Consider the following 20,819-nt stretch of genomic DNA (forward strand, 5'->3'; position numbering starts at 1 on the left):
GCGCACATCCCGGCCGCACGAAGGCCGAGGAAATCACGCTGTTCAAGTCGGTCGGCGCCGCATTGGAAGATCTGGCAGGCGCGGTGCTTGCCTTCGAAGCGCAGCGTGACATGGCCTGATCGACGCAAGGCGGCCAGGCCTTTCCGCATCCGGCATCCGGCGACCGGTTTCACCGAATCGTGAGAGCGCCGCCCGCTGGCGCGCATTGACGCGGACGGCATGCGGCTTACCTTCGCCCGACACCTACAGCGCCGCGCGTCTTATCAGACGCGCAACGGACGCTGCAGCACTTTGAATTCCTGCATGTTTTTATCCCTAAATCGGCTACGATTTAAGGAAACATGCAGAAGCGAGACGGAGCGGCTCATGATCGGGCGGGCAAGACAGTTCATCACGGCCGCAACCCTGGCGCTCGGTCTCGCCAGCGAAGCGTCCGCGATCGACGTCAGCGACTGGAATTCGGTCGTCGCGGAGGCCAAGGGCCAGACCGTCTATTTCAATGCCTGGGGCGGCGCAGAAAACATCAACGCCTATATCAAATGGGCCGGCGACGAAATGAAAGCGCGCTACGGCGTCTCCGTCGTCCATGTGAAACTCGACGACACCGCAAAGGCGGTCGCGACCGTCGTCGCGGAAAAGGCCGCTGGAAAGGACCATGGCGGCGCTGTCGATCTCGTCTGGATCAACGGCGAAAACTTCGCGGCGATGAAACGCGAGGGCCTGCTTTTTTCTCCCGATTGGGCGACGAAACTGCCGAATTGGGCCTATGTCGATCATGAGAGCAAAGCGACGGTTCTCACCGATTTCACGATAGCGACCGAGGGACTGGAAAGCCCCTGGGGCAGCGCCAAGCTCGTTTTCTTCTACGATTCGGCGCGCACCCCGAGCGGCGAACTGCCCGATTCGGCCGCTGAACTGCTCGAGTGGGCCAAGGCCAATCCCGGCCGTTTCTCCTATCCGCAGCCACCGGACTTCACCGGCTCGTCGTTCCTCAAGCAGGTGCTGACCGAGCTGATCGACGACAAGGCCAAGCTGCAAAAGCCCGTTGACGAGGCGACCTTTGCCGGGGATGCCGCTCCGCTCTTTGCCTATCTCGACAAGCTCACGCCGCTGCTCTGGCGCAAGGGCAAGGCCTATCCGCAGAACTACCCTGACATGAAACAGAAGTTCGCCGACGGCGAGCTCGACATCATTTTCGCCTTCAATCCGGCGGAAGCGTCGGCGGCGATTGCCAATGGAGAACTGCCGGACAGCGTGCGATCCTTCGTCTTTTCGGGCGGCACGCTCGGCAACACGCATTTCGTCGCGATCCCCTACAACGCCTCGGCGAAAGCGGGCGCGCTGCTCTTCGCCAATTTCCTGCTCTCACCCGAGGCCCAGCTGCGCAAGCAGGACCCGAAAATCTGGGGCGACCCGACCGTCCTGTCGCTGGCAAAGCTTCCGGCCGCCGAGCGGCAAGCCTTCAGGGCACTCGATCTCGGCGCCGCGACGCTCGGCCCCGACCAACTTGGACCTGCGCTCGGCGAGCCGCATCCGGACTGGATGACGCGAATTGAGGCGGAATGGACCCGGCGATATGGGGCAGCGAACTAGGCGGCTGGATCAAGACCGAGGGGTCACGTACGTGACCGCCGGCAACGGCCTTCTTGTCATCATCCTTGGACTCCCGGTGCTGGCGGGGGTCGCGGGAACGATCCTGCCGGCATTCGGCTACCTGCCTGCTCTCGGCGGCTTTCGCCCGACGACGGTGTATCTCGCCGAGCTTGCTGGCCAGCCCCACATCCTTCGTTCCGTCCTTATCGCCCTGGCGGCGGGCCTGATCACCACCTTTGCGGCGCTCGCAATCGTCGGAACCTTCACTGCAGGCTTTGCCGGCACGCCGATTTTTGCCCGCATCCATCATCTCGTTTCGCCGCTGCTTGCCGTTCCACACGCCGCCGCGGCCTTTGCTCTCGCCTTCCTCATCGCGCCTTCCGGGCTGCTTCTCCGACTGGTCTCGCCGGAGCTGACCGGCTTCACGCGGCCGCCGGACTGGCTTCTGCCGAACGACCCCCTCGCGCTCTCGATGATCGCGGGGCTTGTCACAAAGGAAGTGCCCTTCCTCTTCCTGGTGACGCTCGCTGGCTTGCCACAACTTCCGCTGCGCAGGGCAAGGCAGCTGATGGCGGCACTTGGCTACGGACGTTTGTCCGGCTTTCTGATCAGCCTCTGGCCGACGCTCTACAGACAGATCCGACTGCCTGTCTTTGCTGTGCTTGTCTATTCCGTCTCCGTTGTCGATATCGCGATGATCCTTGGTCCGCAGCTGCCGGCGACGCTGCCTGTGCGCATTGCTCATTGGGCGGCCGATCACGACCTCAGGATGCGATTTCTTGCCTCCGCCGGCGCATTGTTGCAACTCTTCGTCGTCTTTGCGGCGATCGGAATCTGGCTCGCGCTCGAACGGCTCGGAAAGCTCGCGCTAACCTTCCTGACGTTCGCGGGTACGCGACTGCGGAAAGACATGCTGCCCCGGGCAACATCGGGATTGGCCATGGCGGGCTGCGCCGCCATCATATTTTCGGGACTGGGCGCCCTCTTCATTTGGTCCGTCGCCGGTCTCTGGCCGTTTCCAAAAGCACTGCCCGGAATGATAACCGCCAAGATCTGGCTGCGCACGTTGCCACAGATCTCTGAGCCGCTGCTCACGACTGTCGCCCTCGCCCTTTCCGCCTCGGCGCTGGCATTGCTTATCGCGATTTCATTGCTTCATCGAGACGGCCAGGGCGGCAACGGTGCAAGCTACAAGCTTCTTTACCTGCCGCTCATCGTACCCGAGATCAGTTTTGTCTTCGGCCTGCAGGTCCTGGCGGTCTCGATCGGCTTCACACCCGCTTTCCCAAGCGTGCTGGCGGTCCATTTGCTGTTCGTCCTGCCCTATGTCCTCCTCTCGCTGTCGGCACCCTGGCGCGAACTCGATCCACGTTTCGAACAGGTAGCGGCCGGGCTCGGGAAACCGCCCCTGCGGGTGCTCGTGACGGTCCGGCTGCCGCTTCTGTTTCGAGCCTGCCTCACCGCCTTTGCCGTCGGGTTTTCGGTGTCGGTGAGCCTCTACCTTCCGACGCTGCTGATCGGAGCAGGACGGCTGACAACGATCACCACCGAGGCGGTTGCTCTTTCGGCCGGCGGCGACCGGCGCGTCATCGGTGTCTATGCGCTCGTCCAGGCGGCTCTTCCCTTTCTCGCATTTGTCGTTGCGTCGCTTGGGCCCCAGTTGCTATTCCGCAACCGTCGCGCAATGAGGATGTGAATGCAGGCAGTTGACGACCCGATGCCGCTCACGCTGGCGGATGTGACGATTCGGCTCGCGGAGCGAACGTTGCTGTCCGTATCGGCGACGGTGATGCCCGGCGAGGTTCTGACCGTCATGGGCCCGTCCGGCTCCGGCAAGTCGACACTGCTCGCCTTTGCCGGCGGGTTTGTCGATCCGGCCTTCCGTGTCAGCGGCCGAATTCTGATCGGTGACAGAGACCTGACCGATGTCCCGGCAAATAAGCGCCGCGCCGGCATCCTGTTTCAGGACCCCCTGCTTTTTCCGCATCTCTCCGTCGGCGGCAATATCCTGTTCGCGATGCCGCAGGCGGTGAAAGGACATAAGATGAGACGACAGCTCGCCGAGCGGGCATTGGAGCAGGTCGGGCTCGCCGGCTTCTTCGATCGCGATCCGGAAACGCTCTCCGGCGGCCAGAAGGCGCGCGTGGCGCTGCAGCGTACGCTCGTTTCGGCACCGCGTTACCTCCTTCTCGACGAACCTTTTTCGAAACTCGACGCGGCACTCAGGCAGCAGACCCGCGCGCTGGTCTTCTCGAAGGCGAAGGCGGCAGGCGTGCCGATCATTCTCGTCACCCATGACGGCGCGGACGCGGAAGCGGCCGGCGGCAGAGTGATCGAGATCGGCAGCGAGGCAGAGGCCTGATGCGCGATCTTCCGCCACTGCCGGTTCGTGACATTCTGCCCCGTGTGGGCGAGGTGCTCAAAGAGGCGCCGTCCGTCGTGCTCTCGGCGCCGCCCGGCGCCGGCAAGACGACGCTTGTGCCGCTCTTTCTTCTGGACCAGCCCTGGCTCAACGGCGGCAAGGTGATCCTCCTGGAGCCACGCAGACTCGCCGCCCGTGCCGCCGCCGGACGGATGGCCGAGCTGCTCGAAGAAAAGGTCGGTGAGACCGTCGGCTACCGCATGCGGCTCGACAACAGAATCTCGGCGCGGACGCGAATCGAGGTGGTGACCGAGGGCGTCTTCAGCCGGATGATCCTCGACGACCCCGAACTTTCCGGCGTTTCGGCCGTGCTCTTCGATGAATTCCACGAGCGCTCGCTCGACGCCGATTTCGGTCTGGCGCTGGCGCTCGATGTGCAGTCGGCTTTGCGCGACGACCTGAAGATCGTCGTCATGTCGGCAACGCTCGACGTCGGGCGGGTCGCCAGGCTGCTTGGCGATGCTCCCGTCATCGAAAGCCAGGGCCGCAGCTTTCCGATCGATATTCGCTACGAGGAGAGGAACGCTGGCGAGAGCGCCGAGAATGCGGTTGCGCGGGCGATCGTGGACGCCCACCGATCCGAAGCGGGTTCGATCCTCGCCTTCCTTCCAGGCCAGGGGGAGATCACCCGCACCGCCGAGCGTCTCGCCGGGCGTTTTGATGAGAAAACCGCGGTCGTGCCGCTCTACGGCAATCTGAGCCAGAAGGAGCAGGATGCGGCCATCCGCCCGGCACCCGCCGGCACGCGCAAGATCGTGCTGGCGACGTCGATCGCCGAGACCTCGATCACCATCGACGGCGTCAGGATCGTCGTCGACAGCGGTCTGCAGCGACTGCCGGTGTTCGAAGCCTCGACGGGGATCACCCGGTTGGAGACGGTGCGCGTATCGCGGGCATCCGCCGATCAGCGCGCTGGGCGCGCCGGACGAACCGAGCCCGGGATTGCAATTCGCCTGTGGCACCCGGGCCAGACCGCAGCGCTTGTCGCCTTCACGCCGCCGCAGATCCTCGCGAGCGATCTTTCCGGCCTTCTGCTCGACCTCGCCCACTGGGGCGTTGCCGATCCATCCTCGCTCGCCTTCATCGATCCGCCGCCCGAGACGACGTTGCGTGAGGCGCGCAGCCTGCTCGTCGAGCTTGGAGCGCTCGATGCCAACGGTGCGCTGACACCGCGCGGGCGCAGGATACGCGATCTCGCTTTGCCGGTCCGGCTGGCGGCAATGGCGGTCTCGGCGGCGGAAGAGGGCGAGGCGCAGGAAGCCTGCCTGCTGGCGGTGATGCTGACCGAGCAAGGCCTCGGCGGCAGCAGCCTCGATCTCGAGGAGCGGCTGCGCCGGTTCCGGGCGGACCGCGGCGATCGCGCCGATGCCGCTCGGGGGCTGGCAAGGCGCATGGCGGCCGACCTCAAGGCGCAGATGAGCAATGGCCAAAGCGCGCTGCCCGGTCCATTGCTGATGCACGCCTTTCCTGACCGGATCGCGCTCCAGCGCGGCGGCCGCGGGCGCTTCGTCATGGCGAACGGACGCGGCGCCGAAGTACCGGAAACCGAGCGGCTTGCCGCAGCGGGAATGCTGGTCATTGCCGATCTGACCGGACGGGCTGGCGCCCAGCGCGTGCTCGCGGCAGCAGAAATCACCAGGGCGGATGTCGAGGCACATATGCCGGAGGCAATCCGGCGGGAGGAGCAGATCTTCTTCGATCGTGCGAGCCACCAGGTGCGCGCCCGCCGGGTCACCCGCCTCGGCGCCATCATCTTCGAGGAAACGCCGCTTTCACGCCCGAGCGGCGAAGCGGCGGCGCGCGCGCTCGCCGACGGCGTTCGTCAGTTGGGCCTTGCCGTCCTGCCCTTCTCGAAGGAAACGGCACAATTGCGCGATCGCATCGGCTTTCTCCATAGGTCGATCGGCGAACCCTGGCCGGACGTCTCGGATGAAGCGTTGCTGTCGCGCCTCGACGACTGGTTCGTGCCGTTTCAGCATGACGCCGGCAGCATCGACGGGATCAGGGCCCATGATCTCGCCGAAGGCCTGCTGTCGCTCGTTCCTTACGATCTTCAGCGCGATCTCGGTAAGCTCGCCCCGACGCATTTCGAAGCGCCGACCGGGCACCGCCATTCGATCCACTATGATGGCGACGAGCCCCTGCTTTCGATCCGCGTACAGGAGCTTTTCGGTCTGAAAGAGCATCCAACGATCGGCAATGGGCGGCTGCCGCTGCTCCTGGAACTCATATCGCCCGGCCACCGCCCGATCCAGACGACCCGCGATCTGCCGGGCTTCTGGGCCGGATCGTGGCGGGACGTGAGAGCCGACATGCGCGGGCGCTATCCGAAGCATCCCTGGCCGGAGGACCCGGCGAACGCGATGCCGACGACACGCGCCAAGCCGCGTGGTACATGAAACCACTGTATAATTCCCGGATCAGATGAGTTTGGGGCATTATAGGGGTGCTGCGACTCCCAAATCCGGCGGACGCAGCGGTGGAACGAAAGCGGCAGCATGGCAGCAGCGATGGCACTCGACTACAATGACATGAACAGCAACCGCAGCCTCAGGCTTCAGACGCTCGTTCGTCTGCGTTGGCTGGCCGTGGGCGGCCAGTCGCTTGCGGTCATCATTACCGCGGTGTGGCTGCAGTTTCCCTTGCCGCTCGTTCCCTGCCTGGCGCTGATCGCGAGCCTTGCGCTGCTGAACACCCTCCTGACGATCCGATTTCCACCGACACACCGGCTGACACCGCCGGCTGCCTTCGCGCTGCTCGGCCTTGATCTCGCGCAGTTGACGGCACTGCTCTTCATCACCGGAGGCCTCGCCAATCCCTTCGCGCCGCTCCTTTGCGTGCCGGTCATCATCTCCTCAGCCTCGCAGCCGAAGCCGCACAGCATCGTGCTGGCGGGCTTTGCGGTCATCGGGGTTACCGCACTTGCCTTCTCGCCCTACCCGCTGCCCTGGTATCCCGGAACCGTTCTCCTGATCCCGCGGGTGCTGACGGCCGGTATCTGGTTCGCGATCGTTTCGATGACGGCGTTTGCCGCTTTCTACACTTACCGGGTTTCGCTGGAGGCAAGCGAGCTTTCGGAAGCGCTAACCGCAACCGAGCTCGTGCTTCAGCGCGAAAAACACCTGTCGCAACTCGACGGCCTCGCCGCCGCCGCGGCGCACGAACTCGGAACGCCACTCGCCACCATCAGCGTCGTCGCCAAGGAGATGGAGCGCGAGCTCGGCGACGATCCCCGCTTCGGCGAGGACGTCCACCTCTTGCGCAGCCAGAGCGAACGCTGCCGCGATATCCTGAAGCGGCTCACGACGCTTTCGTCCGAGAGCGAAGAGCATATGCGGCTCCTGCCGCTTTCCTCGCTGATCGAGGAGGTGATGGCGCCGCATCGCGAATTCGGGATCGAGATCGAGCTCAAGGAAAAAGGCGATCGCGCTTCGGAACCGGTCGGCATCCGCAATGCCGGGATCCTCTACGGGCTCGGCAATCTGCTCGAAAACGCGGTCGATTACGCGCGCAAGAAGGTGACGGTCACGGCCGAGCATACGGCCGAACGCGTCAGGGTGACGATCGAGGATGATGGCGATGGTTTCTCGCCGGATATCCTCATGCGCATCGGCGAGCCTTATGTCACCAAACGGCAGAAGGACGACAGCGCCGGCGGCCTGGGTCTCGGCCTCTTCATTGCCAAGACCTTGCTTGAGCGCTCGGGCGCTCGACTGCGCTTCGAGAACGGCAGTCCGGGTGCGCGTGTCAGCGTCGAATGGCCGCGCGCGCTGATGGATACGAAACTGGCGAAATGACTTTTGGCAGTTTATTGAAGACGACAGCGAGAAAACCCACATAATTTCAGCGAAAACGGCATTGTTCGGGCCGTGTTTTGCCTAGGGATCGGAAGAAATGACGGAAAAATCGACAACCGCGCCGAGTGCACAGTCTTCGGATGCCGACCTGATCGGCCCGGACAGGACGCTGCTGATCGTCGATGACGACGGTCCGTTCCTGCGCCGTCTTGCGCGGGCGATGGAAGCGCGGGGCTTCACGGTCGATATTGCCGAGTCGGTCGCCGAAGGCATCGCCAAGGCCAAGGGCAATCCGCCGAAGCACGCCGTCATTGATCTCCGGCTCGGCGACGGCAGCGGCCTCGACGTGATCGAAGCGATCCGCGGGCGCCGGGACGACACGCGAATGATCATGCTGACCGGCTACGGCAACATCGCCACCGCCGTGAATGCGGTCAAACTCGGCGCCGTCGACTACCTCGCAAAGCCGGCCGATGCCGACGACATCTTCGCCGCGCTCGTCCAGCGCCAGGGCGAGAGGGTGGAGCCGCCGGAAAATCCGATGTCCGCGGACCGGGTCCGCTGGGAACACATCCAGCGCGTCTACGAGATGTGCGACCGCAACGTTTCGGAAACCGCCCGCCGACTCAACATGCACCGCAGAACGCTGCAGCGCATTCTGGCGAAGCGCGCCCCGAAATAATCCGATATCAGCTGTTTTTGAAGTGAAGGCGCACGCGGCTGCCTAACCGTCGCGCGTGCCGGCCACGATATCGCGAATCGAGTCACCGAGTTCCCCGTTTCGCTCCGCTGCCCACTCAGCAAGCATCAGTCGCTGGGCGGCTGTCCGGGCGAATGATTGAACGACGGACTTGCGCGTTGCCGGCGCGAGGCGATGTTCCGGTGCCTCTCGCAGCATGTGCGCCCCGTAGCCGTCGGAAAGCAGCAGGCCGCATTCTTCCGGAAAGATGTCCAGCGGCACGGCCGCGTGGGTCGCGAAAAACAGTCGGTCGCAATGCAGCCGGTACTCGGGCCATTTGCGATCTACGCGAAAATCCTCGATCGACGTCTTGATCTCGATGATCCAGATCTCGCCCTTTGCCGAAAGCGAAATGAGGTCGGCGCGCCTGCCGCTTGCGAGCGTCAGTTCGGGCAGGACGGAATGCCGAAATTCCGCAAGCAGCCGCTGAACGCCGCGGCGCACCTTCATCGCCCGTTCGGACTGACGTCCGTCGGAGAGCGGATTGTCTCCATGGATCGATAGAATCGTCATCGGTTCACTCTCGGACTAAAACAATTCCAGCAGAGGCGTGAAGCGGTTTCCGTCCGGAATTGCGTCGTTTCAACACCTTCCACTTCGCCATTTTGTTGCAAAAAAGCAATCGTGACGGAATTTACACTTTTCGGCCAAATTGCGGCGGCGCAGTCCCTTGCGCGGCGCGATGCAATCGAAAATAAGCTGATGACGCTGACGGCCGGGCATCCTCCCTCCCGTATTCCCTTACTTCCTTTCACGAGACCCCCATGCGCTTCCGCAACGCTATCCTCTTGTGCAGCCTGGCCGCCACTGTTGCCCTCGCCGGCTGCTCGCAAACGACGTCCACGACCGGCCCGGCTCCCGAGGGTCAGAAAATCGCGACGAATCAGATCTTTACCGGCACATACGGCGCCGTCGAGGACCACGGCTACGCGCTGCCTGCTATTCCGATCAACCGGGTCGACCAGCGTTTCCACCGCCAGATCGTCGACTACGCGACGAAGGAGCGACCGGGCACGATCATCGTCAACACGCCGAATCGCTTCCTCTACTATGTCCTGCCGGGCGGTAAGGCCGTACGTTACGGCATCGGCGTCGGCAAGGCCGGGTTCGCCTGGGAAGGCGAGGCCTATGTCGCCTGGAAGCAGGAATGGCCGACCTGGCATCCGCCGAAGGAAATGGCCGAGCGTAAGCCGGAAGTCGCCAAATATGTCGAAGACGGCATGGGCCCCGGCATCAGCAATCCACTCGGCGCGCGAGCTCTCTACCTTTTCAATGACGAGGGCAAGGACACGCTCTTCCGCCTGCATGGCACGCCGGAATGGGCCTCGATCGGCACTGCCGCGTCGTCGGGCTGCATCCGCCTGATGAACCAGGACATCATCGATCTCTATTCGCGTGTCCGGCCGGGCAAGGGCGCAAGGGTGGTCGTTCAGCAGTAACGCTGCCGGGTTTTGATAATGAGAGAGCCGTCGGTCGATGCCGGCGGCCTTGTTTATTTTCCAGCCAATTTAGTGTGTCAGCGGCGCCGTTGCTCGCCCCTCACCATAGCCCTCCCCCGCACGCGGAGAGAGGAGACTGAGGCGGTGCGGCATCGTCCCTTCTCCCGCCTGCGGGGAGAAGGTCGCGGCAGCGGGATGAGGGGCTGCTTATGCCCCCAGCTTCGCCTTCAACTCCAGACGACGGCGATGCAGGACCGGCTCGGTGTAGCCGTTCGGCTGTTCGCGTCCCTTGAGGACGAGGTCCAATGCGGCCTGGAAGGCGACCGATTCGTCGAAGCGGTCGGCCATCGTCGTATAGTTCGGATCTTCCGCGTTCTGCTGGTCGACGACCGCCGCCATTCGCTTCATCGTTTCGACGATCTGCATCTCGCTGACAATGCCGTGATGCAGCCAATTCGCCATGTGCTGCGCCGAAATGCGCAGCGTCGCGCGATCTTCCATCAGGCCGATATTGTTGATGTCCGGCACCTTGGAGCAGCCGACGCCCTGGTCGACCCAGCGCACGACATAGCCGAGAATCCCTTGGGCATTGTTGTCGAGCTCTCGCTGGATTTCGGCCTCGGTCCAGTTCGGCCGCGCCGCCACCGGCACCGAGAGGATGTCGCCGAGCTTGGCACGCGGCCGGTTCTTCAGGCCCTCCTGAACTTCCGCGACGTTGATGCGGTGATAGTGCGTCGCATGCAGGGTCGCGGCCGTCGGCGACGGAACCCAGGCGGTGTTCGCGCCCGCCCTCGGATGGGCAATCTTCTGTTCGAGCATCGCCGCCATAAGGTCCGGCATCGCCCACATGCCCTTGCCGATCTGCGCGTGGCCGGAAAGCCCGCACTCGAGGCCGATGTCGACGTTCCAGTTCTCATAGGCCGTGATCCACGCCGCCTGCTTCATGTCGCCCTTGCGAATCATCGGGCCGGCTTCCATCGAGGTGTGGATCTCATCGCCGGTGCGGTCGAGGAAGCCGGTGTTGATGAAGACGACGCGCTCGCGGGCGGCGCGGATGCATTCCTTCAGGTTGACAGTGGTGCGCCGCTCCTCGTCCATGATGCCCATCTTCATGGTGTTTGCCGGCATTCCAAGCGCCGCCTCGACGCGTGCGAAAATCTCGCAGGCAAAGGCAACCTCTTCCGGCCCATGCATCTTGGGCTTGACGACGTACATCGAACCCGCGCGCGAATTCGCCCGGCGGCCGTTGGATCCGATGTCGTGAAGCGCGATCAGGGCCGTGACCATCGCGTCCATGATGCCTTCCGGGATCTCGCGGTCGTCGCGGTCGAGTATCGCCGGGTTGGTCATCAGGTGGCCGACATTGCGCACCAGCATCAGCGAGCGTCCGGGCAGCGTCAGCGCCGTTCCGTTCGGCGTCGTGTAAACCCGATCGGCATTGAGCTTGCGGGTGAATGTCCTGCCGCCCTTGGAAACCTCTTCCTCGAGGTCGCCCTTCATCAGACCCAGCCAGTTGCGGTAGACGACGACCTTGTCTTCGGCATCGACAGCAGCGACGGAATCCTCGCAGTCCATGATCGTCGTGATCGCCGATTCGATGATGATGTCCGACACGTTAGCCGGATCACCCTTGCCGATCGGCGTCGTCGCATCGAGGACTACGACGATATGAAGATTGTTTTGGCGCAGAACGATTTCCGATGGCGCTTCGGCAGGACCGGAATAACCGGCGAAGCGGGACGGATCCGCGAGCGCCGTCTTGGTGCCGTCCGCAAGCGCGATCGCAAGCGCAGAAGCTTCGACCCTCAACCCTGCCACATCGCTCCAGCGACCCTTGGCGAGCGGCGCGCTTGCATCCAGAAAGTCCCGGGCCCAGGCGATGACCTTGGCGCCGCGCTTCGGATTGTAGGTCTTGCCCCGCTCCGCGCCGTCGGCGTCGGGAATTGCGTCGGTGCCATAGAGCGCGTCATAGAGCGAGCCCCAGCGGGCATTGGCGGCGTTCAGCGCATAACGCGCGTTCATCACCGGCACGACGAGCTGTGGGCCGGCGATCGTCGCGATCTCGGGATCGACATTCGCGGTGGAGACGGAGAAGGCTGGGCCTTCCGGCAGAAGGTAGCCGATCTGCCTCAGAAAGGCCTCGTAGACGTCGAGATCGACGGGCGGGCCGTTGTCGCGATACCAGGCATCGAGCTGCGCCTGCATCTCGTCTCGCTTGGCAAGAAGCGCCCGATTCTTCGGCGCGAGATCGTGGACGAGATCAGCGAAAGCGGAAAAGAACCGCTCGGGGTCGACGCCGGTGCCCGGCATCGCCTCCTCAACCAGGAAATCATGGAGACCTGCATTGATCTTCAACCCAAACTTCTCAACGCGGTCCATGCGACAACTCCTGAAATCTCTGTTTCGGTATTCCGATAAGTAGGGCGGGACGCGGATGGGGAAGCGCGCTGACCCGCTCACGCGCGCGGACAGTCTCTCATCAATCCTTTGCCTGTCAATTCCGCAAGGATGTGAAGAATTCTTTCCAAAACGGAAAAGATCGACATGCATTAGTGATGCGCGATACGCGGCCGGCCGCTGGCCGAAGCGATGAACCGCGCCTCGATCAACTTGCGGCCGCCCTCGATCTCCGGCGCGTCGATCTCTTCCCACATCGTCGCCGCCGGTTCCTCGGCGCCATTCGCGCGGGCGGTCTCGAGCGCCATGGACTGTGCGCGGTGCCGGGCGACGCCGAAAGCCTGCTCCTGATCGAGAAAGCGTTCGCTCGCGCCGGCGCCGTTGACAATGAAGATACCCTCTTCCGGTGTCGTCACGAAAACGGTGACGGAGGCCCGGACCTGCCCAACCACCGCTCCGACGGCATTCGCCACGTCCGCCTCGGCCGGTATCGCTGCATCCGTACCGAGCATCTCGGCGATAGCCGGGTAATAAACGGGCGCCGAAGCGCCGAGACCGACAAGAGGCCGATCAAGCCCGAGCGAAAAACGGACGATGCCGGGTTCGCGTTTCAGGGCACGATCGACGGTGAGTGACGTTGCGGGGTCGATGGTGCCGGCGCCATCCTCGCCGAGACAGGCCTGCAGGATCACTTCCGATGATTGCCGCGTCAGCCGGTCGACGATCATCTCAGCCAGTCCTTCGGCGGATGCGGCGATCGGCTGGCCGGAGCCATCCTTCATGCGTGCGGCGATCTCCAGGCCGAGGCGGGCCGCCGCCGCATTCCACTGCGCCTGCCTGCCGAGCACATGCATCGCATCCGACGGCGTGATGCCTGAGATATGCACCAGCCCTCGCGCCACGAGGCGGTCGAGCGTCGCCTTCTGCGGCGTGCTGAGGAGCACGTCCGCGAGCGCCACCGGCACCGGGCCGATCCGCGCGTATAATGCCTGTTCCTGCGGCTGAAGGCCGCTCGCGAGGTGATCCGGCAGACCGGTCCGCACGGCGAGGCGGCCGTCGTGTCGTCCCGCATGCGTCGCGCGCAGTTGCTTTTCGAGCACGGACAGCACGGCGTCGCCGTGCAAAGCGGCCGCGAGGCTCAACGGCAGGAACCGGCGCGGACCAAGATCGATCTTTGCCTTGAGGCCGCGATCGTTGATGCGCACTTCCGAATCGCCGCCGAGCCCATAGGTGCGCATCGCGACCGCCTCGACCATGGTGCGAAAGCCGCCGACGACGGCGCCTTCGGCGTCGAGCCTCGGACGGCCCTTCTCAAGCACGGCAACATCCGTCGTCGTGCCGCCGATATCGGAGACCACCGCGTTTTCGAGGCCGGTCAGATGCCGGGCGCCGACGAGGCTTGCAGCCGGCCCGGAAAGGATCGTCTCGATCGGTCTCAGCCGCGCTTCCGCTGCGGAGATCAATGCGCCATCGCCGCGCACCACCATCATCGGCACGTGAATGCCGCGGACCTTGAGGAAATCCTCGCAGGAGCCGATCAGCCGATCGATCATCGAGACCAGCCGGGCATTGAGAAGTGTCGTCAGCGCGCGGCGCGGGCCGCCGAGCTTCGACGAAAGCTCATGGCTGCATGTTACCGGCAGGTGCGAAACCTCGCGGATGCGTTCGCGCACGCGCTTTTCATGCGCCGGGTTGCGCACGGCGAAATAGCCGGCGATCGCGAACGACGATACCTGGTTTGCGAGTGTCGGCAGCGCCTCGTCGAGCGCGCTCATGTCGAGCGGCGTCTCGCCGCCATGCACATTGTGCCCGCCGGGCAGGAAAAGCACGGGATCGGAGCCCAATGCCTCAAGCAGGCCGTCGCGCTTCAAATCCTCCGGACCGAAGCCGATCATCACCAGGCCCGCTCTGCCGCCCTGCCCCTCGACCAGTGCGTTGGTGGCGAGCGTCGTCGAGAGCGAAACGAGGCTGATCGCCGAAACAGGAACCTTCGCCTTTTCGAGAACGGCTTCCACCGCTCCGGCGATGCCGACCGCCAGATCATGGCGCGTCGTCAGCGCCTTGGCCTTGGCGACGACGCCCGCCGCTTCGCTGAAGAGAACGGCGTCGGTATAGGTTCCGCCGGTGTCGATGCCGAGAAGAAGATGCGAGGTCAATTTTCTGCTCAGTCCAGTTTTTGAGGATCGGGAGGAGTCCCGAAGGTGGAAGGATCGTCTGGTGATAGGACATAATTCCGGGAAAGACCATCGCGTGAGAGCGACCTTTGTGCGTCTGGTTGGTGCGGCGTCCAATCAGATTGCAACGGTACGGTGGCCACTCAGGGACCTACTCAGCCCGCAGCGACACCTTCATCGGCAGGCCGCCCCTCGGTTGCGTCGTCAGCCGCTGCACCGGCCAGGGATGGGTCGCCTCGGTCAGATCGAAGCGGAAACGGTGCATCAACACGCCGAGCGCGATAACCGCCTCCTGCAGGGCGAAGGTCGCGCCGATGCAGACGCGCGGGCCCGCACCGAAGGGCAGATACTGGAACCGGTTGATCTTCTCCCGGTTCTCCGGGAGGAAGCGCTCCGGCATGAACGCGCGCGGCTTCTGCCAATAGAGCGCGTGCCGATGGAGCGTCCAAGGCATGATTAGCACCGTTATGCCTTTTTCGATGCGGACATATTCGCCGGCCGGCGATGTCCACTCATCTTGCTCGATTGCGGCGCGGTTGATGGACGGCGCGGGCGGATAGAGCCGCAACGCCTCCTCGAAGGCGGCAAGCACATGCGGCATGCGATCAAGCCATTCGACGGGGTCAGCGCCGCTTGTCACCACCTCGTCTACCTCGCGCTCCATCACCTCGCGATAGGCCGGCGTATTGGCGATGCAGTAGAGGGTCCAGGCGAGCGCCCGCGCCGTCGTTTCATGCCCGGCGCCGATGAAAGTCAGGATATTGTCTTCGATCTCGGACGTCGAAAGACCCTCGGGCCCTTCGAGCTGCAGCAACAGCGTCAGAAAATCGTTCGGAACGCGTTCGGATTCCTCCGCCATCCGCCGCCGGCGTTGCGCCATTGTGTCGGAAACGATCGACCGGAACCGGTTCAGGACCTTCTTGCCGCCGATGCGGGTCAGCCGCGGCACCCACGGCGGCGCCATCAGGAGATCCACGGGATCGACTCGGCCCATCCGGTGCAGCAACTCCTCGACGTTGCCCGCAAAGCCTTGCTTTTCGACGGCGATCTCGCCGGAAAAGAGGGTTTCGGCGAGGATCTCGAAGGTGAGCTCAGTCATGTCGACGGCAACGTTCGTCACCAATGGCTCTGCGCCGGCGCGCTCGTAGCGCTCAACGAATTCCTCGCAGACGCGGTGCATCTGGCCGGCAAAGCCCTTGGCGTGCCGCGGCGTGAAAACCGGCGCCATCGCCTTGCGGCACCGCTTCCAGATATCGCCTTCCGCCGTCAGCAGGCCGTCGCGAAGGATCGGGCGAAGGATCAGCTGCCGGACGACCGCCATCTCGTAATTGCCGGCATTCTCGACGAGCACATGGCGGATGAGACCGGGATCGTTGACGATCAGGGTGCGCTGATTGATGAATTTCGTCTCGATCCAGGGCAGCGTGTAGGAGGGCTCGCCCCAGAGTTCCAGCGGATTGCGAAAGACCGTGCGGATGATCTGCAGCCGCGAGGGAATGCCGACCCGGGGTTCGGGCGCGGGCGGCTCGAAGGGTTCCGGTCGCGTGTCCATGATGGAGGCCTTTCTCGATCGTCTACCGTTGCAATTATATACGGCGCAATCGAGGAAGATGCTTCACGTGAATCACAAATGAGCGAAGCGGACGAGCCTCACTCGGCTCAAAGCAGGCCTTCCAGTTCGGCGAGCTTGTCGTTGACGAGCCAGCCGTAATAATTCTCCTCCGGCCAATGGACCTCGCCGCCCTGGTTTTTCGCTGCGAGCGCCGCGGCGCGCTGATCCGGATTACCGACATTGTAGAGCGTCGCGGTCAGACCTGGATTGTTGGAGATGTCCATGCCGGCGATCGAGCGATAGGCATCGATCGAGTGGCGGATCGAGGCCGCCATATAGGCGAGCGAGACGTCCGGATCCATGATCGCCTCATAAACGCCCGCGGCGTTGTTCTCATCCAGGCGCTCGTAGCCCGAAACGCGCGAAACCATGTCCGTCAGCATCAGGGCGGTCAATGGATTGATCTGGCCGAGACCGAATGTCTGGCCAGCGAAAAAGGGCTGGAAGAAGACGGCGCTGAAGCGGTTGTTCGGGAAGGATTGCCCGCCGACCGAGCGGCCGCGGAACTCGCTCTCCCACACGCGCTCGCGGCAACTCCACAGCGCATAGGAATTGTCCTTGCCGGCGCAGGCGGAAAACTGCGGTCGCGCGACGAACTCGTCAACGGACTCGCCGTCATAGCCGAACTGGAAGCTGTTGCCGGCATAGGCGGCCGCCTTGACATAATAGGATTGCAGCCGGTCATAGGCATCGACATTGTAGGTATGCTCGCCGACGATGGCGCCGATCATGTGGATCGGCGCGATGCCATAGGCGCCGGCGACCGACTTGATCTTGCCGACGAGCTGGCGATCGCTGGCGAGCAGATCACGCACTTTCTCGTATTTGGCATTGAAGGAGGTTCGGCCCGCTTTCGTGCGGCGAACCGAGGCGCCCGGTATCTTCGGCTGCTCGACGTGGCGGTTGCCCGCGGGAACCATTTCCGCCGCGGCTCCCGGACCGGCGGAGAGGCAAAGCGTGGCGATGACGAGCAAGCAGGCGGTGAGACGCACGATCTGTTCTTCCTATGAAACTCCGGACCCCCGGTCATTCGAGCGCGCGGCCCCTACGGCAAGATCATGTCGGAATAATGCCCGGCCTTCGATCGATCACCGACCGCTGTAGAAAAAATAAATGCGCCTGTCGAGGGACGGGCGCCTCACAATTCGGCGAGTGCCGGAGTTTGCTTCCCTCCGGCACAGCGATTCAAAGTGCCACAGCATCCCTTGCGCCCCTGACAGGATGCGCGGCGCTGTAGCGGGTCACAAAATATAGCGTGACAGGTCCGTGTTGGCGGCGAGATCGCCGACGTGCTCGCGGACATATTCCGCATCGATCATCACCGTCTGGCCGCCACGGTCCGGCGCGTTGAAGGACACGTCGTCGAGAACCCGCTCCATCACCGTCTGCAGGCGGCGCGCACCGATATTCTCGACGTTGGTGTTGAGCTGAACCGCGACCTCGGCGAGTGCGTCGATCGCATCCTCGGTGAAATCGAGCTTTACTTCCTCCGTGTCGAGAAGCGCCTTGTACTGGCGGATGAGGCTTGCCTCGGTCTCGGTCAGGATACGGCGGAAATCCTCCTTGGTAAGCGCGCGCAGCTCTACGCGGATCGGCAGGCGGCCCTGCAGCTCCGGAAGCAGATCCGACGGCTTGGAGACGTGGAATGCGCCGGAGGCGATAAAGAGGATGTGATCCGTCTTCACCGGCCCGTATTTCGTCGCGACCGTCGTGCCCTCGACCAGCGGCAGCAGGTCCCGCTGGACGCCTTCTCGCGATACGCCGGCACCCATGCCGCCGTCGCGGGCGGCGATCTTGTCGATCTCGTCGAGGAATACGATGCCGTCGTTCTCGGCTGCCGACACGGCCTCACGCTGGATCTGCTCGTTGTCGAGCAGCTTATCGGACTCGTCGTTGATCAACAGCTCATAGGAGGCCTTGACGGTCGTCTTGACCTTCTTGGTCCTGCCGCCGCCGAGCGCCTTGCCGAACATTTCGGAAAGATTGAGGACACCGATATTGGCGCCCGGCATGCCCGGAATCTCGAAGGCCCCCGGAGCGCCGGTTTCGGCAACATCGATCTCGATTTCCTTGTCGTCGAGCTCGTTGGCGCGCAATTTCTTGCGGAAGGAATCGCGCGTCGCGGGCGAGGCCGTCGCGCCGACCAGGGCATCGAGCACACGTTCTTCGGCGTTCTGATGGGCCTTCGCCTTGACGTCGGCGCGCTTCTTCTCCCGCACCAATGTGATGCCGACCTCAACGAGATCACGAACGATCTGCTCCACGTCACGGCCGACATAGCCGACCTCGGTGAACTTGGTGGCTTCGACCTTGACGAAGGGGGCGCCAGCAAGCTTCGCCAGCCGCCGGGAGATTTCCGTCTTGCCGACGCCGGTCGGGCCGATCATCAGGATATTTTTCGGCATCACCTCGTCGCGCAGATCGTCGTCAAGCTGCTGGCGCCGCCAGCGGTTGCGCAAGGCAATGGCAACGGCGCGCTTCGCGTCCTTCTGGCCGATGATGTAGCGGTCGAGCTCCGACACGATTTCTCTGGGTGAAAAGTTGCTCATGAATTCCTCTCAAACTCCGTGCGCGTCAGCTCCATCAGGAGCGTGCGGCCGGACTCGTCTATCCATTCGCCAAAGGGCACGAAGCCTGCCTTCGAATAGGCCCGGACCGCGCGGCGGTTGCCGGCGTCAGGGTCGATCACGATGCGGACGGCGCCGTTTTCGAACAGTCTTTCGGCAAAGGCCTTGAGCGCCAGGGCAGCGATGCCTTTTCCAGTCATTTCAGGCGGGCCTACGAAGATATCCACGCCGGGCGTGTCGGACGGCAGATCCTTCGCCCAGGGCTCGTCATACTGGGACGGCGTCCAGGACTGAATGTATCCGGCGGGCTTTCCGTCGACATGAAAAATGAAGCCCTCCACTTCGCCGCTCGCGCAGCCATCGCGGATCGATTCCAGTTCCTTGTCCGGGTCGCCCCACCACTGCCGTACATGCGGCTCTGAAAGCCAGCCATGCAGCATCGACAGGTGGCTGTCGGCTACGGACAGGAAACTGACGTCGATCCCGTCATTCGGCATCCAGCGTCTCCACCACGAGATTGTGGTTGGTGTAGACGCAGATATCACCCGCGATTTCGAGCGCGCGCCGAGCGATCTCTTCCGCGGACTTGTCGCTGTCCATCAGCGCACGCGCGGCCGCCAGGGCATAGTTTCCGCCCGAGCCGATCGCGATCGTGCCGTGTTCGGGTTCGAGCACGTCGCCATTGCCGGTGATTGCCAGCGTAATGGATCTGTCGGCGACGAGCATCATCGCCTCGAGATTGCGCAGGTATTTGTTCGTGCGCCAATCCTTGGCGAGTTCGACGGCGGCACGCATGAGCTGGTCGGGATATTGCTCGAGCTTGGCCTCGAGCCGTTCGAGCAGCGTGAAGGCATCCGCCGTCGCACCGGCAAAGCCGGCCATCACGTCGCCCTTCGACAGGCGCCGGACCTTGCGGGCGTTGCTCTTCATGACGGTCTGGCCGAGACTGACCTGACCGTCGCCCGCCATCACCACCTTGCCATCCTTGCGCACCGTGATGATGGTGGTCGCATGCATCGTTCCGTAGGGATTGTGTTCACTCATCAAGATACCTATCGGGCCCTCGGGGGCGTTGCGGCTCCACTGCACGATCGCCCTGATCGGGATGATTTAAGGGCAAAATCATGCAGCGACTTTAGAGTGCTGCAGCGATTTTTGCGAGACGCGCGCCGCTGCAGGCGAGCCTGGTTGCTTGACGCCTATGTAAGTGCACGCCGCGCGATTGCAATTGGTCGTGCAGTCTGCCGGCGATCTTCCGTGCCGCCGACCGCGATCGGTCGAATTTCCATGACGGTTCTGGATATTTCGCGCCTCCCCTGATATGGAGCGGCTCTGGAACGGTACGGGAAAAGTGTGACGTGATTTTCCTCCCGCACATCCAGCTCTAGTTTTAGTATCGATCCCGCTGATTTCCGGGCGTTTCAGAGCGAAATCATCCGGATCGAACGCGTACAGGAGAGCCTGATGGCAGAAAGCATGCCCAGCCGCAGCGGCCAAGTTTCCAGAAAGACAAATGAAACCGCTGTATCGGTCTCCGTCAACATCGACGGAACGGGAACGTCGAAGATTGCGACCGGCGTCGGCTTCTTCGACCATATGCTGGACCAGCTTTCGCGCCATTCGCTGATCGACATGGAGATCAAGGCGGACGGCGACCTGCACATCGACGACCATCACACCGTCGAGGACACCGGGATTGCGCTCGGCCAGGCACTCGCCAAGGCGCTCGGCGATCGCCGCGGCATCACGCGCTACGCCTCGATCGACCTGGCCATGGACGAAACGATGACGCGCGCCGCCGTCGATGTTTCCGGCCGGCCGTTCCTCGTCTGGAACGTGGCTTTCACCTCGCCGAAGATCGGCAGCTTCGACACGGAACTGGTGCGTGAATTCTTCCAGGCGCTGGCCCAGCATGCAGGCATCACGCTGCATATCCAGAACATCTACGGCGCCAACAATCATCATATCGCCGAGACCTGCTTCAAGTCCGTCGCCCGCGTGCTTCGCACCGCAACCGAAATCGATCCGCGCCAGGCTGGACGCGTGCCCTCGACCAAGGGAACGCTCGCCTGAGCCGGC

17 protein-coding genes (1 of these 17 running past the window's edge) are annotated in these 20,819 nt (G+C 63.5%); 9 read left to right on the plus strand and 8 right to left on the minus strand.

Features of this window, described 5'->3' with window-relative positions; all coding sequences use genetic code 11:
* The 7 genes from lhpI to GHK62_RS18225 form a co-directional block, all read left to right on the plus strand.
* Window positions 1-119, plus strand: the 3' portion of a protein-coding gene (lhpI, locus tag GHK62_RS18195; RefSeq protein WP_153440541.1) for a bifunctional Delta(1)-pyrroline-2-carboxylate/Delta(1)-piperideine-2-carboxylate reductase. Its footprint begins 829 nt before the window's first position; the window shows 119 of its 948 coding nt (coding positions 830-948); the start codon falls outside the window, past its left edge; the stop codon is at window positions 117-119.
* A 247-nt stretch (window positions 120-366) separates the two neighbouring features.
* Entirely contained in the window at window positions 367-1,593 is a 1,227-nt protein-coding gene (locus GHK62_RS18200) for an ABC transporter substrate-binding protein (protein WP_153440542.1), read from the plus strand.
* A complete protein-coding gene (locus GHK62_RS18205) occupies window positions 1,577-3,289 on the plus strand; it encodes an ABC transporter permease (RefSeq protein WP_153440543.1) in 1,713 nt (570 codons plus the stop codon). The genes GHK62_RS18200 and GHK62_RS18205 overlap by 17 nt, the downstream gene beginning before the upstream one ends.
* Window positions 3,290-3,955 carry an ATP-binding cassette domain-containing protein gene (locus tag GHK62_RS18210; protein ID WP_153440544.1) on the plus strand — a complete coding sequence of 222 codons (666 nt, stop codon included), beginning with the start codon at window positions 3,290-3,292 and terminating at the stop codon, window positions 3,953-3,955.
* Complete coding sequence (hrpB, locus tag GHK62_RS18215; protein WP_153440545.1) at window positions 3,955-6,414, plus strand: ATP-dependent helicase HrpB; 2,460 nt, start codon at window positions 3,955-3,957, stop codon at window positions 6,412-6,414. Before GHK62_RS18210 ends, hrpB begins: the two co-directional genes overlap by 1 nt.
* A gap of 99 nt (window positions 6,415-6,513) precedes the next feature.
* The gene (locus GHK62_RS18220; RefSeq protein WP_153440546.1) at window positions 6,514-7,812 is read left to right on the plus strand and encodes an ActS/PrrB/RegB family redox-sensitive histidine kinase; all 1,299 of its coding nucleotides are present in this window, start codon (window positions 6,514-6,516) and stop codon (window positions 7,810-7,812) included.
* Window positions 7,813-7,909: 97 nt separating this feature from the next.
* The gene (locus GHK62_RS18225; protein WP_153440547.1) at window positions 7,910-8,494 is read left to right on the plus strand and encodes an ActR/PrrA/RegA family redox response regulator transcription factor; all 585 of its coding nucleotides are present in this window, start codon (window positions 7,910-7,912) and stop codon (window positions 8,492-8,494) included.
* Between the two features lie 42 nt (window positions 8,495-8,536).
* Here the strand turns inward: GHK62_RS18225 and GHK62_RS18230 are convergent, their stop codons facing one another.
* Window positions 8,537-9,064, minus strand: a complete 528-nt coding sequence (locus tag GHK62_RS18230) for an MmcB family DNA repair protein (RefSeq protein ID WP_153440548.1) — start codon at window positions 9,062-9,064, stop codon at window positions 8,537-8,539.
* A 251-nt stretch (window positions 9,065-9,315) separates the two neighbouring features.
* On the opposite strand from GHK62_RS18230, the gene GHK62_RS18235 reads away from it, so the two are divergent.
* On the plus strand, window positions 9,316-9,990 hold the full coding sequence (locus GHK62_RS18235) for a L,D-transpeptidase (protein ID WP_153440549.1): 675 nt from the start codon (window positions 9,316-9,318) through the stop codon (window positions 9,988-9,990).
* Between the two features lie 207 nt (window positions 9,991-10,197).
* On the opposite strand, the gene GHK62_RS18240 is transcribed toward GHK62_RS18235, so the two are convergent.
* The 7 genes from GHK62_RS18240 to hslV form a co-directional block, all read right to left on the minus strand.
* On the minus strand, window positions 10,198-12,369 hold the full coding sequence (locus tag GHK62_RS18240; RefSeq protein WP_153440550.1) for a malate synthase G: 2,172 nt from the start codon (window positions 12,367-12,369) through the stop codon (window positions 10,198-10,200).
* A 170-nt stretch (window positions 12,370-12,539) separates the two neighbouring features.
* Complete coding sequence (locus tag GHK62_RS18245) at window positions 12,540-14,543, minus strand: hydantoinase/oxoprolinase N-terminal domain-containing protein (protein ID WP_153440551.1); 2,004 nt, start codon at window positions 14,541-14,543, stop codon at window positions 12,540-12,542.
* Between the two features lie 169 nt (window positions 14,544-14,712).
* Entirely contained in the window at window positions 14,713-16,113 is a 1,401-nt protein-coding gene (locus GHK62_RS18250; RefSeq protein WP_153440552.1) for a cytochrome P450, read from the minus strand.
* A 107-nt stretch (window positions 16,114-16,220) separates the two neighbouring features.
* Window positions 16,221-17,165 (minus strand): DUF1402 family protein, encoded by a 945-nt coding sequence (locus tag GHK62_RS18255; protein ID WP_184108617.1) that lies wholly within the window; start codon window positions 17,163-17,165, stop codon window positions 16,221-16,223.
* Between the two features lie 249 nt (window positions 17,166-17,414).
* Entirely contained in the window at window positions 17,415-18,722 is a 1,308-nt protein-coding gene (gene hslU, locus GHK62_RS18260) for an ATP-dependent protease ATPase subunit HslU (RefSeq protein WP_153440553.1), read from the minus strand.
* A complete protein-coding gene (locus GHK62_RS18265; RefSeq protein WP_153440554.1) occupies window positions 18,719-19,237 on the minus strand; it encodes a GNAT family N-acetyltransferase in 519 nt (172 codons plus the stop codon). The genes hslU and GHK62_RS18265 overlap by 4 nt, the downstream gene beginning before the upstream one ends.
* The gene (gene hslV, locus GHK62_RS18270) at window positions 19,227-19,784 is read right to left on the minus strand and encodes an ATP-dependent protease subunit HslV (RefSeq protein ID WP_153440555.1); all 558 of its coding nucleotides are present in this window, start codon (window positions 19,782-19,784) and stop codon (window positions 19,227-19,229) included. Before hslV ends, GHK62_RS18265 begins: the two co-directional genes overlap by 11 nt.
* Before the next feature lie 420 nt (window positions 19,785-20,204).
* On the opposite strand from hslV, the gene hisB reads away from it, so the two are divergent.
* The gene (gene hisB, locus GHK62_RS18275) at window positions 20,205-20,813 is read left to right on the plus strand and encodes an imidazoleglycerol-phosphate dehydratase HisB (protein ID WP_153440556.1); all 609 of its coding nucleotides are present in this window, start codon (window positions 20,205-20,207) and stop codon (window positions 20,811-20,813) included.
* Window positions 20,814-20,819: the final 6 nt, after the last annotated feature.

Origin of the sequence: Sinorhizobium terangae, assembly GCF_009601505.1 — a bacterium.
GTDB lineage: Bacteria > Pseudomonadota > Alphaproteobacteria > Rhizobiales > Rhizobiaceae > Sinorhizobium > Sinorhizobium terangae.

Bases quoted from the DNA above. Each gene is read 5' to 3' on its own strand.
- GHK62_RS18205 (WP_153440543.1), top strand. From the start codon at position 1,577: ATGGGGCAGCGAACTAGGCGGCTGGATCAAGACCGAGGGGTCACGTAC.
- GHK62_RS18210 (WP_153440544.1), top strand. From the start codon at position 3,290: ATGCAGGCAGTTGACGACCCGATGCCGCTCACGCTGGCGGATGTGACG.
- GHK62_RS18225 (WP_153440547.1), top strand. From the start codon at position 7,910: ATGACGGAAAAATCGACAACCGCGCCGAGTGCACAGTCTTCGGATGCC.
- GHK62_RS18235 (WP_153440549.1), top strand. From the start codon at position 9,316: ATGCGCTTCCGCAACGCTATCCTCTTGTGCAGCCTGGCCGCCACTGTT.
- hslV (WP_153440555.1), bottom strand. From the start codon at position 19,784: ATGAGTGAACACAATCCCTACGGAACGATGCATGCGACCACCATCATC.
- GHK62_RS18265 (WP_153440554.1), bottom strand. From the start codon at position 19,237: ATGCCGAATGACGGGATCGACGTCAGTTTCCTGTCCGTAGCCGACAGC.
- hisB (WP_153440556.1), top strand. From the start codon at position 20,205: ATGGCAGAAAGCATGCCCAGCCGCAGCGGCCAAGTTTCCAGAAAGACA.
- GHK62_RS18220 (WP_153440546.1), top strand. From the start codon at position 6,514: ATGGCAGCAGCGATGGCACTCGACTACAATGACATGAACAGCAACCGC.
- GHK62_RS18240 (WP_153440550.1), bottom strand. From the start codon at position 12,369: ATGGACCGCGTTGAGAAGTTTGGGTTGAAGATCAATGCAGGTCTCCAT.
- GHK62_RS18230 (WP_153440548.1), bottom strand. From the start codon at position 9,064: ATGACGATTCTATCGATCCATGGAGACAATCCGCTCTCCGACGGACGT.
- hrpB (WP_153440545.1), top strand. From the start codon at position 3,955: ATGCGCGATCTTCCGCCACTGCCGGTTCGTGACATTCTGCCCCGTGTG.
- GHK62_RS18250 (WP_153440552.1), bottom strand. From the start codon at position 16,113: ATGGACACGCGACCGGAACCCTTCGAGCCGCCCGCGCCCGAACCCCGG.
- GHK62_RS18200 (WP_153440542.1), top strand. From the start codon at position 367: ATGATCGGGCGGGCAAGACAGTTCATCACGGCCGCAACCCTGGCGCTC.
- hslU (WP_153440553.1), bottom strand. From the start codon at position 18,722: ATGAGCAACTTTTCACCCAGAGAAATCGTGTCGGAGCTCGACCGCTAC.